Origin of the sequence: Rhizobium sp. BT04 (assembly GCF_030053135.1) — a bacterium.
Taxonomy (GTDB): Bacteria; Pseudomonadota; Alphaproteobacteria; order Rhizobiales; family Rhizobiaceae; genus Rhizobium; species Rhizobium binxianense.
The window spans coordinates 2,169,894-2,182,848 of sequence record NZ_CP125652.1 but is presented as its reverse complement, the minus strand read 5'-3'; the positions used below and the strand labels follow the sequence as shown (position 1 = coordinate 2,182,848).

General features: G+C 61.8%; 11 protein-coding genes and 1 other RNA gene. 3 read left to right on the top strand and 9 right to left on the bottom strand.

The window, feature by feature from the left end:
- Window positions 1-5 precede the first annotated feature (5 nt).
- The 8 genes from QMO82_RS19220 to tkt form a co-directional block, all read right to left on the bottom strand.
- Window positions 6-929 carry a PhzF family phenazine biosynthesis protein gene (locus QMO82_RS19220; RefSeq protein ID WP_183609575.1) on the bottom strand — a complete coding sequence of 308 codons (924 nt, stop codon included), beginning with the start codon at window positions 927-929 and terminating at the stop codon, window positions 6-8.
- A 189-nt stretch (window positions 930-1,118) separates the two neighbouring features.
- On the bottom strand, window positions 1,119-2,144 hold the full coding sequence (locus QMO82_RS19215; protein WP_183609576.1) for a class I fructose-bisphosphate aldolase: 1,026 nt from the start codon (window positions 2,142-2,144) through the stop codon (window positions 1,119-1,121).
- A gap of 225 nt (window positions 2,145-2,369) precedes the next feature.
- Window positions 2,370-3,572 carry a phosphoglycerate kinase gene (gene pgk, locus QMO82_RS19210; RefSeq protein WP_183609578.1) on the bottom strand — a complete coding sequence of 401 codons (1,203 nt, stop codon included), beginning with the start codon at window positions 3,570-3,572 and terminating at the stop codon, window positions 2,370-2,372.
- A gap of 69 nt (window positions 3,573-3,641) precedes the next feature.
- Window positions 3,642-5,516: a potassium/proton antiporter gene (locus QMO82_RS19205; RefSeq protein ID WP_183609579.1), complete on the bottom strand. Its 1,875-nt coding sequence runs from the start codon at window positions 5,514-5,516 to the stop codon at window positions 3,642-3,644.
- A 466-nt stretch (window positions 5,517-5,982) separates the two neighbouring features.
- Window positions 5,983-6,162 carry a hypothetical protein gene (locus QMO82_RS19200; RefSeq protein WP_183609580.1) on the bottom strand — a complete coding sequence of 60 codons (180 nt, stop codon included), beginning with the start codon at window positions 6,160-6,162 and terminating at the stop codon, window positions 5,983-5,985.
- 188 nt (window positions 6,163-6,350) lie between these two features.
- Entirely contained in the window at window positions 6,351-6,665 is a 315-nt protein-coding gene (locus QMO82_RS19195) for a hypothetical protein (RefSeq protein ID WP_183609581.1), read from the bottom strand.
- Between the two features lie 225 nt (window positions 6,666-6,890).
- On the bottom strand, window positions 6,891-7,901 hold the full coding sequence (gene gap / locus QMO82_RS19190) for a type I glyceraldehyde-3-phosphate dehydrogenase (RefSeq protein WP_183609582.1): 1,011 nt from the start codon (window positions 7,899-7,901) through the stop codon (window positions 6,891-6,893).
- Window positions 7,902-7,982: 81 nt separating this feature from the next.
- Window positions 7,983-9,956 (bottom strand): transketolase, encoded by a 1,974-nt coding sequence (gene tkt, locus QMO82_RS19185; protein WP_183609583.1) that lies wholly within the window; start codon window positions 9,954-9,956, stop codon window positions 7,983-7,985.
- Window positions 9,957-10,290: 334 nt separating this feature from the next.
- Here tkt and QMO82_RS19180 point away from each other — a divergent pair, with 334 nt between their 5' ends.
- From QMO82_RS19180 to ssrS, 3 genes are all read left to right on the top strand, one after another.
- Window positions 10,291-10,566 carry a DUF4164 domain-containing protein gene (locus QMO82_RS19180; RefSeq protein ID WP_012758879.1) on the top strand — a complete coding sequence of 92 codons (276 nt, stop codon included), beginning with the start codon at window positions 10,291-10,293 and terminating at the stop codon, window positions 10,564-10,566.
- Window positions 10,567-10,581: 15 nt separating this feature from the next.
- Window positions 10,582-10,959 carry a cell division protein ZapA gene (locus QMO82_RS19175; protein WP_183609584.1) on the top strand — a complete coding sequence of 126 codons (378 nt, stop codon included), beginning with the start codon at window positions 10,582-10,584 and terminating at the stop codon, window positions 10,957-10,959.
- Window positions 10,960-11,027: 68 nt separating this feature from the next.
- Window positions 11,028-11,186: non-coding RNA, 6S RNA (gene ssrS, locus QMO82_RS19170), on the top strand.
- Between the two features lie 66 nt (window positions 11,187-11,252).
- On the opposite strand, the gene QMO82_RS19165 is transcribed toward ssrS, so the two are convergent.
- On the bottom strand, window positions 11,253-12,737 hold the full coding sequence (locus tag QMO82_RS19165; RefSeq protein WP_183609585.1) for an esterase-like activity of phytase family protein: 1,485 nt from the start codon (window positions 12,735-12,737) through the stop codon (window positions 11,253-11,255).
- Window positions 12,738-12,955 lie beyond the last annotated feature (218 nt).

Genomic DNA, 12,955 nt, shown 5'->3' with positions numbered 1-12,955 from the left:
GGCCGTCAGTCCCGCAGGATGATTTCGCCGCGCATGACGGAAATGCAGCTTCCCGAAATGACGACGTCGGTAACGATGCCGCCCGATTTCACGACATCGAGGGTGATAATGCTGCGGCGACCCATTTCGACGCCCTGTTCAATGGTGATGCGGACCTTCATATCGGCGTCCGGTACAAGCGAGACGAGATAGGCGCCGAGAGCGGCGGAAGCGCTGCCGGTTGCCGGATCCTCAGGTACATTGTCGAGCGGCGCGAACATGCGGGCGCGGATGGTCCATGGATTTTCAGCTGTTCTGGCGTAAACGAAGAGCGAGAAGTCGTGACCGCTCGTCGTCTGGCGACCGGCGGCTGCCTGGAACCCGGCAAGGTTCGCACGGGCGGCGGCCAGCGCTTCCAGCCCGTTTAGCTCTGCGATGGCGAAATTCAGGCCGACGGAAGCGAAGACCGGGGCATGGGTGGTCGCGACGATGGCGCCGGGTTCGAGCGTGATGCAGTGGGCGATGGTTTCCGCGGCAATGGTATCGCCGATCGTCAGCGGCTGCGGCGCGCGGATGGCAGTGGCTGCGATCTTTCCGCCGCTGCGTCTCAGCTCGACTTCGACGATGCCGGCTTCTTCCTCGAAGCGCAGCCTATCGCCGACCGGCTTACCGAAGATTTCCGCCTGCTGGCCAAGCACGTAAGCGGTGCCGACATTCGGATGGCCGGCGAAGGGGATTTCCATCGTCGGAGTGAAGATGCGCACGCGGGCGGAATTCTCCGGACGATCAGGCGGCAGGACGAAGGTGACTTCGGAATAGTTGAATTCGGTGGCGATCTTCTGCATCGCCGCAGCACTGAGACCCCGCGCATCGGAAATAACGGCAAGCGGGTTGCCCTCGAAGCGGGTGGAGGTGAAGACATCGACGCTGACGTAGGAAATGGTATTCATCGCGGCTCCTGTTGTGGCGGGCCGCTATGGATAATCACGGACTTTGACGGGACGAAGCGGTTTCTTGTCGCCGTGACAATGATGGGGGATGTGCGCTGGGCTGATTTCCCCAGAGGCTCGTTGGTGAAGGGGTTGGGAGGAGCGGCAACGTTATGGTTGCCGCTCCTCCCGGAATCCCAGCGCAGAAACTCAAGCGGCCTTTTCCAGGTCCTTCTTCCAGCTGCCCTTGGCGGCGAGGCTGTTCATCTCGGCGCGGTGGGTGAATTCGCGCTGGCCGGCGGCGACGTTTTCCGGTTTGCCGTTCCAGGCCTTGAGCGCGCTGTCCTGCAGGGCGCGGCCGTACGAGAAGGTAACGAACCAGGGCAGGTCGGCTGTGGCATTGATGGCCGAAAGGTGGGCTGTCGCCTCTTCGGTCGACTGGCCGCCGGAAAGGAAGGCGATGCCGGGAACCGCTGATGGAACCGTGCGCTTCAGCACCTGCACGGTGCGTTCGGCGACTTCGGCGACCGAGGCCTTGCGGGCGTTCTTGCCGTCGATGACCATGTTCGGCTTCAGGATCATGCCTTCGAGGCTGACGCGGGCATCGGCGAGTTCCTCAAAAACGATGCGCAGCGTGGATTCGGTGACTTCGGCGCAGCGGTCGATATTGTGGTCGCCCGGCTTGCCGTCCATCAGGCATTCCGGCTCGACGATCGGAACGATTTTGGCCTCCTGGCAGAGTGCGGCATAACGAGCGAGCGCCTGAGCGTTGGCGCGGACCGAACCGCGGGTCGGCAGCGACGAGGAGATGGCGATGACGCCGCGCCACTTGGCGAAGCGGGCGCCGGCTTCATAATAGCGGGCAAGGCGCTCGCCGAGACCATCGAGGCCTTCGGTGATGGTTTCGCCGGGATATTTGGCCATCGGCTTGGCGCCGGTATCGACCTTGATGCCGGGAATGGAGCCGGCGGCGCGGATGATATCGACGAAAGGCGTGCCGTCCGCGGCCTTTTGGAAGAGCGTCTCTTCATAGAGGATGACGCCGGAGATATATTTCTTCATCGCCTCATCGGAGCGGAAGAGCATCTCGCGGTAATCGCGACGGCTCGTTTCGGTCGATTCGAGATTGATCGTGTCGAAACGCTTCTTGATGGTGGAGGTCGATTCATCGGCTGCAAGCAGTCCCCGGCCGCCCGTAACCATCTGCACTGCAATGTCTTCCAGTCGTTCGCTCATCTCGTTCTCTCCACTGCATTAAACATCGGCGATTTAAGAATATAGAACGGCGATAACAGAAGTTTATAGAGAGGAAAATGGAAGCCTAAGTCATTGAAACGATTGAAATCAATTCAATCGTTTGAAAATGTGGGATTTTTTCCGCGGCCTGAGCAAAAGACCGCGAAAAGCGCTTGGCCTCCGCGGTCTATCCGCATGTAAAACCTGTCAAATCAGGCTTTGCAATTATCTGCTCGCATTGAGAACGGCGACGCCGGGAAGCTCCTTGCCTTCCATCCATTCGAGGAAGGCGCCGCCGGCCGTGGAGACATAGGTGAAATCGTCGGCGACGCCGGCATGGTTCAGGGCAGAGACGGTGTCACCGCCGCCGGCAACGGAGGTGAGCTTGCCGGCCGTGGTGCGTCCGGCGGCGTATTTCGCGGCAGCGACGGTTGCGGCATCGAAGGGCTCGATCTCGAAGGCGCCAAGCGGGCCGTTCCAGACTAGGGTCGCCGCGCGCTCGATCCAGCTGTTGATGGCTTCGACGGATTTGGTACCGACGTCGAGCACCATGGCATCGGCCGGAATGGCGTTGATATCGACCGTCTCGTTGGCGGCACCTGCCTTGAACTCGCGGGCAACGACGCCGTCTTCCGGCAGGATGATGGCGCAGCCGGCAGTCGCGGCCTCGATCATGATCTGCTTGGCGGTTTCGGCGAGATCATGCTCGCAGAGCGACTTGCCGACATTGGTGCCGCGGGCGGCGATGAAGGTATTGGCCATGCCGCCGCCGATGACGAGCGCATCGACCTTCTTCACCAGGTTCATCAGGAGGTCGATCTTGGTGGACACCTTGGCGCCGCCGACGATTGCGACGACGGGGCGGGCCGGATCGCCGAGGCCCTTTTCCAGCGCCTCCAGCTCGGCCTGCATGGTGCGGCCGGCATAGGCCGGCAGGTGGTGAGCAAGGCCCTCGGTCGAGGCATGGGCGCGGTGGGCGGCGGAGAAGGCGTCGTTGACATAGACATCGCCGTTGGCGGCAAGCGCCTTGGTGAAGTCAGGATCGTTCTTTTCCTCGCCCTTGTGGAAACGGGTGTTTTCCAGAAGCAGAATATCGCCGTCCTTCATCGCCGCGACGGCGGAAGCGGCGGCTTCGCCGATGCAATCGGCGGCCGTCAGCACTGCGTGATCAAGCACTTCCTCGACGGAAGGGGCGATCAGCGACAGCGACAGGTCGGGCGAGGGCCCGTCCTTCGGTCGGCCGAAATGGGCCAGCAGGATGACCTTGGCGCCCTTGTTGGACAGTTCGAGGATCGTCGGCGCCACACGCTCGATGCGCGTCGTATCGGTGACCTTGCCGTCCTTGACCGGAACATTGAGGTCGACGCGGACGAGAACGCGCTTGCCGCGGATGTCTGTGAGATCGTCGAGGGTCTTGAAAGAAGGCATGGGGAGATCCAGTCTTGGTTGGCGGAAGTCGCGCCGACCATAGCAAGGATCATTCGAGACGCAAGGCGTTCAACGGCCGTTTTCGTGTGTGCCTTCGTCGCGTCCGGCCGTGGCTTTCGATGCGCTTTCGGAGGTCTTGATTTCACGGTTCCGGCGCCCGTTCAGCCGGTCGCGGATGCGCTGAATGATCTCCTTGAGATTGATGAAGATCGGCAGCGTGATCGCCGGTTCAACGGCTTCGAGCGACATGCCGACGGAGGTGATGTGGTCGTGCTCGTCGAGATCGCGAACGATGAGAATGATCGAGCCGAGGCGGACGCGGTCGGCATAATCGGCCTTGCCGCCGAGGCGCTGCCGCATCAGCTCGGCGATCGTCAGGCCCTTTTCGGATTCGTTGAGTAGGCCGGGACCATAGGCGGCGTCGAGATCCGCGGCGGGGCGGGCCGGGGAGAGTGCGAAAGCCCCGAAGAATTCGGCATCGTCCTCATCGACCGGCGCACGGCTGGCGAACAGCCGGTCGAGCAGGCGGGAATAACTCGGTACGATGAAGAGATAGACGAGATCGTGCTCGCGCAGCCGCCCGGCATATTGGTAGCGCATCGATTTGCCGTCACGGATGACGAGCGAGGGTGTCGCCCAGCGCGGAATGCGCTCGCCGCGCAGCACCGGGCTATCCTTGATGACGCGGTATGAGAGCAGCTCGTGGTTGGCCGCGCCCGGCAGGTCGACCTCGACCTTGTCGACCGCGCCGATGCGCGGTGGAATGATCAGGCCGAGCTTCTTGGCGACGGGCTTGATCGTCCAGCCCTGGAGGAGGAGGGAGACCAGCACGATGATGAAGGCCGTGTTGAAATAGATCTGACCATTCGGGAGCCCGCCGAGGATCGGCATGATGGCCAGCAGGATGGAGACGGCGCCGCGCAGGCCGACCCAGGCAACGAAGCCGATCTCCTGCTGCGTATAATCGAAGGGAAGCAGCGACAGCCAGACTGCTAAGGGTCGGGCGACGAAGATCAGGAAGAGCGCAAGCAGAATGGCCGGGACAATGATCGCAGGGAATTGCGACGGCGTGGCGAGCAGGCCGAGCACAAGGAACATGATGATCTGCGCCAGCCAGGTCATGCCGTCCTGGAAGCGCTTGATGGTGCCGATCGCCTGCATCTTGCGGTTTCCGGCGTAGATGCCGGCGACATAGACGGCGAGGAAACCGCTGCCGCCGACAGCACCGGTGAAGGAGAAGACGAGAAGGGCGAGCGCCAGCACGAAGATCGGCGTCAGGCCGCGATCGGTATCGAGCTTGCTGACGATCAGCACGATCATCATGCCACCGAGCAGGCCGAGAATGACGCCGAGGCCCATCTGCTGCACGAACATGGCGAGCATGCCGATATTGATGCCGGCATACCGCTCGCCGCTCGCCAGCACCTCGACAAGGGCGATGGTGAGGAAGATCGCCATCGGATCGTTGGTGCCGGATTCGACCTCCAGCGTCGAGCGCACCTTGTCGCGGATATTGATGCCGCCGATGCGCAGCAGGAAGAAGACGGCGGCGGCATCCGTCGATGCGACGATCGAGCCGAGCAGCAGGCCTTCCAGCCAGGTGAAATTCAAAAGCCACATGGCGGCGAAGGCAAAGAGCGAGGCGGTGATCAGCACGCCGACCGAGGCGAGCGCCAGCGAGGGCACGGCCGCCAGCCGAAAGGCCTGCATCGGGGTGCCGAAGCCGGAATCAAACAGGATGACGGCCAGCGCGATGGAGCCGAGAATATAGGCGAGGTAATTGTTGCTGAACTCGATGCCGAGGCCGTCGACACCGGCGGCAAGGCCGATCATCAGGAAAAGCAGCAGCAGGGGGGCGCCGAAGCGAAAGGCGAGCAGGCTTGAAAAAGCGGCAAGAAGCACGAGCGCCGTCGAGACCAGCACCACGATGTAGAACGCTTCCATGCCCACCCCTTTCCAACGACTGCTTGGCGGCCACCCGGACCGAGCCGCCTGAATTCCAAACTCTCCCTCACGCGCGGCGGTCCATCAGTAAACGGCAAAACGCCAGAGAAGGGTAGGCCTTGCGGCTTAACCTCGTCGCGACGCTGCATCATGCTGCTGAACGGCTGCCGGACGGCCAACCGACTTGGAATGCTACGGGAGAAATTCTCTATAAAGAATGTATAGGAAAATCAGGCGAGAGCAGGGCAAAAGAGAAAGGCACGAATATTTCCTGCCGGCATCTGCAACGGCAACAGGATAAGACAGGCTCCTGCGTTCACGCGGCCCGTTTGACCAGTCCAATGACTAGGAGTGGATTGCAGGCGCGGATGTGGACTGCGGAGATTTTTCGCGGGTAGGAAATGCCGGCGGTCGCGCGCGCGCAACCGGCTGTGGATTTGTGCCAGAAGGGCCAGTCGTTGCTCTGCTATCCCAACACGGCCTGAAGTATGACGATGGCGAGAAACGAGAGGCCGATGAACGCGGCGAACCAGACGACCAGACGATTGGCCTTTGCCAGAACGGCAGGCCTGACGTCCCGCTTGGGGTGAAACCGCTGCCGCCGCTTGAGGGTGGTGTGGGACAAGCGTTTCTGTGCCTCTGCCATTTATCACCTCCGCTTGGATCATTTCAGCCATTATGCCGCGCTGTGGATGTCCTCAATCTATCACGCCTGGCCAGCGGATGGCCAATCCGTGACGCGACTGCACCGCCATCTTGTTCTGCAAGCGGCAACGCCACATCGAACCCGTCGCTTCGATGTGGCGGGAACCGGAAAAAGATGCGGATCGCCGGTCAGTCTTCCGTGTCGTCGCCCTCGTCGGTGAGATCCGCGACCGGAACCAGGAAAACGACGAATTCGTCCTCGATCGTCCGTTCGGGATCATCGTCGAATTCATAGGCGTGCTCGACTTCGCTTGCTTCCTCGGCGGTCGCCTTGCGCAAACTCAGGCTCGCCTTGCGGTCCCAAAGGGGCTTGCCTTCGGACTCCAGGATGGTCAGATCGTCTCGAAAATCCTCCGCCTCGAAGAAATGCGTCGCTTCCTCGTCATTTTCGGAGCGAAAGCTGGCAACGGCACGGCCGGCGATTTCAACGGTAAAGTAATCCATCCATCTCTCTTTATCTCCCCCAGACGGCGATGCGGCTGCAGGGGTTATCGATGACGCCGTGGCCGGCTTCGGAGCCGAGGCTACTGGCGGTCTGTGCATGTCGTATGCCCAAGGCCGCTTATCCTACCAGATCCGGTGCTGGAAATGGGAAATGATGCGACATGAGCGCGTATAACAAAACGGCCCGGTTTCCCGGGCCGCTTGCGATCGTCGATAGTCAGGCTCTTAGATGAGCTTGGCAAACGCGACGGCGGTGTCGGACATGCGGCTGGAGAAGCCCCACTCGTTGTCGTACCACGACAACACGCGCACGAAGTTGCCTTCCATGACCTTGGTCTGGTCGGTTGCGAAGATCGAGGAGTGGCTGTCGTGGTTGAAGTCACGGGAGACCAGCGGCTCGTCGGTGTAGCCGAGGATGCCCTTCAGCTTGCCGTCTGCCGCAGCCTTGATGGCTTCGTTGATTTCGCCGACGCTGGTCGCCTTCTTGGCGACGAACTTGAAGTCGACGACCGAGACGTTCGGGGTCGGAACGCGGATCGAGGTGCCGTCGAGCTTGCCCTTCAGATGCGGCAGAACGAGGCCGACGGCCTTGGCTGCACCCGTCGAGGTCGGGATCATCGAAAGGGCAGCGGCGCGGGCGCGATACAGGTCCTTGTGCATCGTATCGAGCGTCGGCTGGTCGCCGGTGTAGGAGTGGATGGTGGTCATGAAGCCGTGGTCGATGCCGACGGCGTCGTCGAGAACCTTCACGACCGGCACCAGGCAGTTGGTGGTGCAGGAGGCGTTGGAGACGACCAGGTGCTCCTTGGTGAGCTGGTCATGGTTGACGCCGAAGACGACGGTCAGGTCGGCGCCATCGGCGGGAGCCGAGACGATGACGCGCTTGGCGCCGGCCGTCAGATGAGCGGCGGCCTTGTCGCGGGCGGTGAAGATGCCGGTGCATTCCATGGCGATGTCGACGCCGAGCTCGCGGTGCGGCAGCGTTGCCGGATCCTTGATCGCCGTAACCTTGATCGGTTTGCCGTTGCCGACGATGATCGTGTCACCTTCGACCTTCACGGTTGCCGGGAAACGGCCGTGGATCGAGTCGTAGCGCAGCAGGTGAGCGTTGGTTTCGACCGGGCCGAGGTCGTTGATGGCGACGATTTCGATGTCGGTGCGGCCGGATTCGACGATGGCGCGAAGGACGTTACGGCCGATGCGGCCGAAACCGTTGATGGCAACCTTGACTGTCATGTTCATTCACTCCCGATAGAGGTGGGCCCGATAGAGAGGGCCTGGAATTGAGGAGATGGAGAGCGCCTCAAGGCGCCCTCATTAAAGCTTTGCTTCGGCGGCCGCAACGACGGCGTCGGCGGTGATGCCGAAATGCTTGTAGACGTCCTTGACCGGGCCGGACGCGCCGAAGCTCTTCATTCCGACGAACGTGCCTTCCGGTCCGATGAACGCATCCCAGCCTTCGCGGACGGCGGCTTCGACAGCGATCTTGACCGGCGAATTGCCGAGGACTTCCTTACGATAGGCGTCTGGCTGCTCGAAGAACAGTTCCGTGCAGGGAACCGATACGACGCGGACGGTGACGCCCTTGGCTTCGAGCGCCGTGCGAGCGGCAACGGCGATTTCGACTTCCGAGCCAGAGGCGAAGATCGTCACCTTGGCGTCGGCATTGCCGGCCAGCGTGTAGGCGCCCTGTTCGCAGAGGTTCTTTTCACTATAGTCGGTACGGGCGGCGAGCAGGTTCTGGCGGGTCAGTGCAAGGCCCGAAGGACGGTTGTGCGTCTTGATGGCGATCTGCCAGCATTCCGCCGTTTCCGTGGCGTCGGCAGGCCGGAAGACCATCAGATTCGGGATGGCGCGCAAACCAGCGAGCTGTTCAACCGGCTGGTGCGTCGGGCCGTCTTCTCCGACGCCGATCGAGTCATGCGTCAGGACATGGATGACGCGGATGCCCATCAGCGCCGCCAGGCGGATCGGCGGGCGGCAATAATCCGAGAAGATCAGGAAGCCGCCGCTATAGGGAATGAGGCCGCCATGCAGCGCAATGCCGTTCATGGCAGAGGCCATGCCGTGCTCGCGAATGCCCCAATGCACGTAACGGCCTGCGAAATCCGTCGGCGTGATCGAGTGCATCTGGCTGGTTTTGGTGTTGTTCGACGGCGTCAGGTCGGCGGAGCCGCCGAGCGTTTCCGGCAGGAAGCCGTTGATGACCTCGAGTGCATCTTCCGAAGCCTTGCGGGTCGCTACCGTCGGCTTGGTCTCGGCGAGCTTCTTCTTATATGCGCTGATCGCGGCGTCGAAGCCTTCCGGCAGCTCGCCTGCCATGCGGCGGGTGAATTCGGCCTTGGCGGCGGCTTTGGCGAGGGTTTCTTCCCATGCCTTGACGATATTGTCAGAGCGGGTGCCGGCTGCGCGCCATGCGTCGAGGACGTCGGAAGGGATGACGAAGGGCTCGTAATCCCAGTTCAGCGCCTTGCGGGTGGCGGCGATTTCTTCGGCGCCGAGCGGGCTGCCGTGCACCTTGTGGCTGCCGGCCTTGTTCGGAGCGCCGAAGCCGATGACGGTCTTGCAGGCGATGAAGGTCGGACGGTCGGACTTGTGGGCGGCTTCGATCGCCTCGGCGATGGCGGCCTGATCGTGACCGTCGATCTCGATGGTGTTCCAGTGAACGGCCTTGAAGCGGGCGATCTGGTCAGTCGAGTCCGACAGCGATACGGCGCCGTCGATGGTGATCGAATTATTGTCCCAGAAGAGGATCAGCTTGTTCAGCTTCAGGTGGCCGGCAAGCGCGATCGCCTCATGGCTGATGCCTTCCATCAGGCAGCCGTCGCCATTGATGACGTAGGTATAGTGGTCCTGCAGATCGGAGCCGAACTCCTCGCGCAGCTTGCGCTCGGCGATCGCCATGCCGACGGCATTGGCGATGCCCTGGCCGAGCGGGCCTGTCGTCGTTTCGATGCCGGTGGCATGACCATATTCCGGATGGCCGGCGGTCTTCGAGCCGACTTGACGGAACTGCTTCAGATCTTCGACCGTCATGTCGGGATAACCGGTCAGATACAGCAGCGAATAGAGCAGCATCGAGCCATGGCCGGCCGAGAGCACGAAGCGATCGCGGTTCGGCCAGTGCGGCTTCTTCGGATCAAACTTCAGATATTTGGTGAACAGGACCGTCGCCACATCGGCCATGCCCATCGGCATGCCCGGGTGACCGGAGTTCGCCTTTTCGACGGCATCCATGGCGAGAAAACGGATCGCATTCGCCATCCGGTCATGTTGTTCGGGAGAGGTCATGGCTTTTCCGCAAGTTCCGGGTGTCGGGGGGATGGCCTCGAGCCTCCAAGACCATCGAGTGAAAGCGGCAGACACATAGCAGTTGGGGCTGGCAAGTCAATAAATGGGACGCCAAATCCGGGCAGGCAGCGGCGATTTTTGACATTTGATCGGGCGATTGTACAAATGACGAATCTCGTATGGCGATCACGTGTAAAGTGCTCATCCACAGGATAGGTCGGTGGGCAAGTGACAGGATTTATTGACGCGCCGTTTACGAGCGGCATATCCTTTTGAAATCACAGGATCGGCGCGGCGTGCCGATTCGCGGATTCTGTGCGGGAATCGGAAAGACATGATGCCCACAGGCAAAACCATGGAAGCAGCGCTCAACGAATTGAGACAGGCGATTTCGAGCCTCGAAAACGCCGTCGACATGCGCGTCGAGCGGCAGCGCGAGCAGGGCGAGATCGAAGGCGAGGTGCGGCGCGTGCACGCCGACCGCTCCCGGCTGGCGCAGGAACTCGACCAGGCGGAATTCCGCGCCAACCGGCTGGAGGAGGTCAACCGCGAGGTATCGCGGCGGCTGGTGACGGCTATGGAAACGATCCGCGCGGTTCTGGATCGCTGATAGAAAGAGTTTGGCATGGCGCAGGTGACGGTAACGATCGACGGCAAGGCCTATCGCATGGCTTGCGAGGAGGGGCAGGAGGATCACCTGACCGATCTCGCCAACCGCTTCGACGGCTATGTCGGCCATCTCAAGGCCCAGTTCGGTGAAATCGGCGATCTCAGGATCACCGTCATGGCCGGCATCATGGTCATGGACGAGATTGCCGAGCTGACGCGCCGCGTCGCCGGGCTGGAATCCGAACTCGAGTCGCTGCGCGGCAACCGCGACACGGTGCTTGCGGCCACCGCGCGCACCGAAGAAAATCTTGCGGCAGCGCTCAGCGAGGTTTCAACCCGCATTCGCGGCATTACCGATAAACTGAACGGCCGGCCCGCCCCCGAACTCAATTGACTCAATTAAATAAGGACGACTTGCTGCCGCCACTGGCGCGCCCGCGCAAACGTCCTTATATATCGCGGTGCGGTCTGCGCCTCTCGACAGGAACCACAATCCCTGGGGCCATACTCGATCCAAAGGGAGCTGTCCCTGGCCAGGCCCGTGGGCCTGGACACACGGCGCCCACCTACGTTTGTAGGCACCCAGGATCGTAAACATCCATCGGTGGTCGTGGATCGCACCTTTCCTCTTCATCACGACGAAGACGGCGAACGCGGCTGCAGCGTCCGCCATTTTCAACGCATCCGCTATTTCTTCAAGCCCGGAAGGGTGACCTGGAAGACCTGGAACATGGTGTCGACATCGGCACCACCGTCCGCCTTGTAGGCGGCGCCCACCTGGAAACCATCCTGTGTGAGGAAGTCGTTGTCATTAGCGACGAACAGGAAATAATCGTCCGGCAGGTTCGGGTCGAGAACGCTTGCCAGACCCATGGCTTCCCATTTTTCCGACAGATTGTTCTTGTCGTTCGGCGCGCCGTTGTGCAGGCCGAAGCGGGCGAGATCGGCCTTGTCGTTGAGGTCGATGAGTGGTGTCCGCGTCGCCGGCGTCAGTGACGGATCGAGGACGCCCTTCGGCGCGATCGGCTTGCCTGCATCGAAATCGCTGCCGGCGATATCGGTCGCCTTGGAAAGGTCTGCGATGTCGATCTTGCGGTAGAGCGAGGTATCGCCCTTCAGACCCTGGCCGTTGCCGCTGTCGCGGGCGAGCATCAGGAAGGTCTTGTCGGAAAGGGCGACGATTTCGCTCTCTGCGGCGATCGTCGTCTTGTCCTTGGCGTCCTTGAACACCGGCAGCGGCACGACATATTCGTGCACCAGTTTCAGGTGATTTAGATCGGCGGCGTCATAGACCATGGCGCGGGTATTCTGGCGGGTCGAACTGGAATCGCCACCGTCCTGACGGGCGGCCGACTGCAGCACTGCTATGATGAACTTACCATCAGGCGTCATCGCCATGCCTTCGAGACCCTGATTGTTCTGGCGGCCGGTCTCCGGATCCTTCGGGTCCGGAGCGGAGGCGCGGGGGCCGGGATTGTTGGAGGCAAAGCTCAACGCGCCCTTGCGCATCGGCAAAAGCGCCTTCGGCGGCTGGGTGGCAGACAGCAGACGGCCGTCGGCCGAGAAGTGGTAGATATAAGGCCCGTATTCGTCGCTGACGAACATGGTGCCGTCGGCCAGGCGGATGATGGCTTCATTGTCGAGGGCGATCTTGCCGTTCACCGCCTGCGGCAGTGGCGGAAAATTGCCGGCAGCGGGGCGGACGCCGGATTCCGGGTCGAGACCGGTCATGTCGCCGCCTTTGTCGTCGACGAAGGGCGTGGAATCGACGAGCTTTGCGTCAACGCCCGACTGTTCCTTGCCGGCCTCGGGTGCCGCACCCGGAGCGGTCGGCGTCAGGCCGATCGAGATGGTGTTCAGGCGCGGACGATAGTCGACGGTGCCGACGGCGTTATAGCCACGGTCTGGCAGCAGGTAGAGCGTGCCCTTGTAGCTGGCGCCGTCGCGGCTCCAGGCGGCGGAATCGATCGCCATGCCGGAGCCGGAACCGAAGGTCTCACCGAATTTGTCACGCTGGTTGGCCGGGATGCGGCCGATGCCGACCAGGCCCTTGTTGACGAAGGCGAGGCCGTCGACAGTGGCGGAATTCTCGGCACTTGCGACGGCCGGAATGGCGGCGGATGCCGCAATAATGGCGGCAAACAGCCGCGCGTATGATCTGATGTTCTTCATGAAATACCCTCTCGGTCAAAGCGTTCCTGCAGCGGCCCGCCCGGGCTGGACACCGCTTCAAATGACACCCCGGCCCTGGATTCGATTTCCCGATGGCAGAACACGCCCTGGATTTCGCCGCCCCATATCCCCTCAGACGGTTTATGACAGCATCATGATATCTGGATGACGCTTTGCAGCGAAAAGGCCATGCCGGGAGAATGTCGGGCTTTCGCCTA

What these genes read in the sequence shown, in the direction of transcription:
- pgk (WP_183609578.1), bottom strand. Translation starts at nt 3,572, where the DNA reads ATGCCTTCTTTCAAGACCCTCGACGATCTCACAGACATCCGCGGCAAG.
- gap (WP_183609582.1), bottom strand. Translation starts at nt 7,901, where the DNA reads ATGACAGTCAAGGTTGCCATCAACGGTTTCGGCCGCATCGGCCGTAAC.
- QMO82_RS19200 (WP_183609580.1), bottom strand. Translation starts at nt 6,162, where the DNA reads ATGGCAGAGGCACAGAAACGCTTGTCCCACACCACCCTCAAGCGGCGG.
- QMO82_RS19205 (WP_183609579.1), bottom strand. Translation starts at nt 5,516, where the DNA reads ATGGAAGCGTTCTACATCGTGGTGCTGGTCTCGACGGCGCTCGTGCTT.
- tkt (WP_183609583.1), bottom strand. Translation starts at nt 9,956, where the DNA reads ATGACCTCTCCCGAACAACATGACCGGATGGCGAATGCGATCCGTTTT.
- QMO82_RS19175 (WP_183609584.1), top strand. Translation starts at nt 10,582, where the DNA reads ATGGCGCAGGTGACGGTAACGATCGACGGCAAGGCCTATCGCATGGCT.
- QMO82_RS19180 (WP_012758879.1), top strand. Translation starts at nt 10,291, where the DNA reads ATGATGCCCACAGGCAAAACCATGGAAGCAGCGCTCAACGAATTGAGA.
- QMO82_RS19165 (WP_183609585.1), bottom strand. Translation starts at nt 12,737, where the DNA reads ATGAAGAACATCAGATCATACGCGCGGCTGTTTGCCGCCATTATTGCG.
- QMO82_RS19215 (WP_183609576.1), bottom strand. Translation starts at nt 2,144, where the DNA reads ATGAGCGAACGACTGGAAGACATTGCAGTGCAGATGGTTACGGGCGGC.
- QMO82_RS19195 (WP_183609581.1), bottom strand. Translation starts at nt 6,665, where the DNA reads ATGGATTACTTTACCGTTGAAATCGCCGGCCGTGCCGTTGCCAGCTTT.
- QMO82_RS19220 (WP_183609575.1), bottom strand. Translation starts at nt 929, where the DNA reads ATGAATACCATTTCCTACGTCAGCGTCGATGTCTTCACCTCCACCCGC.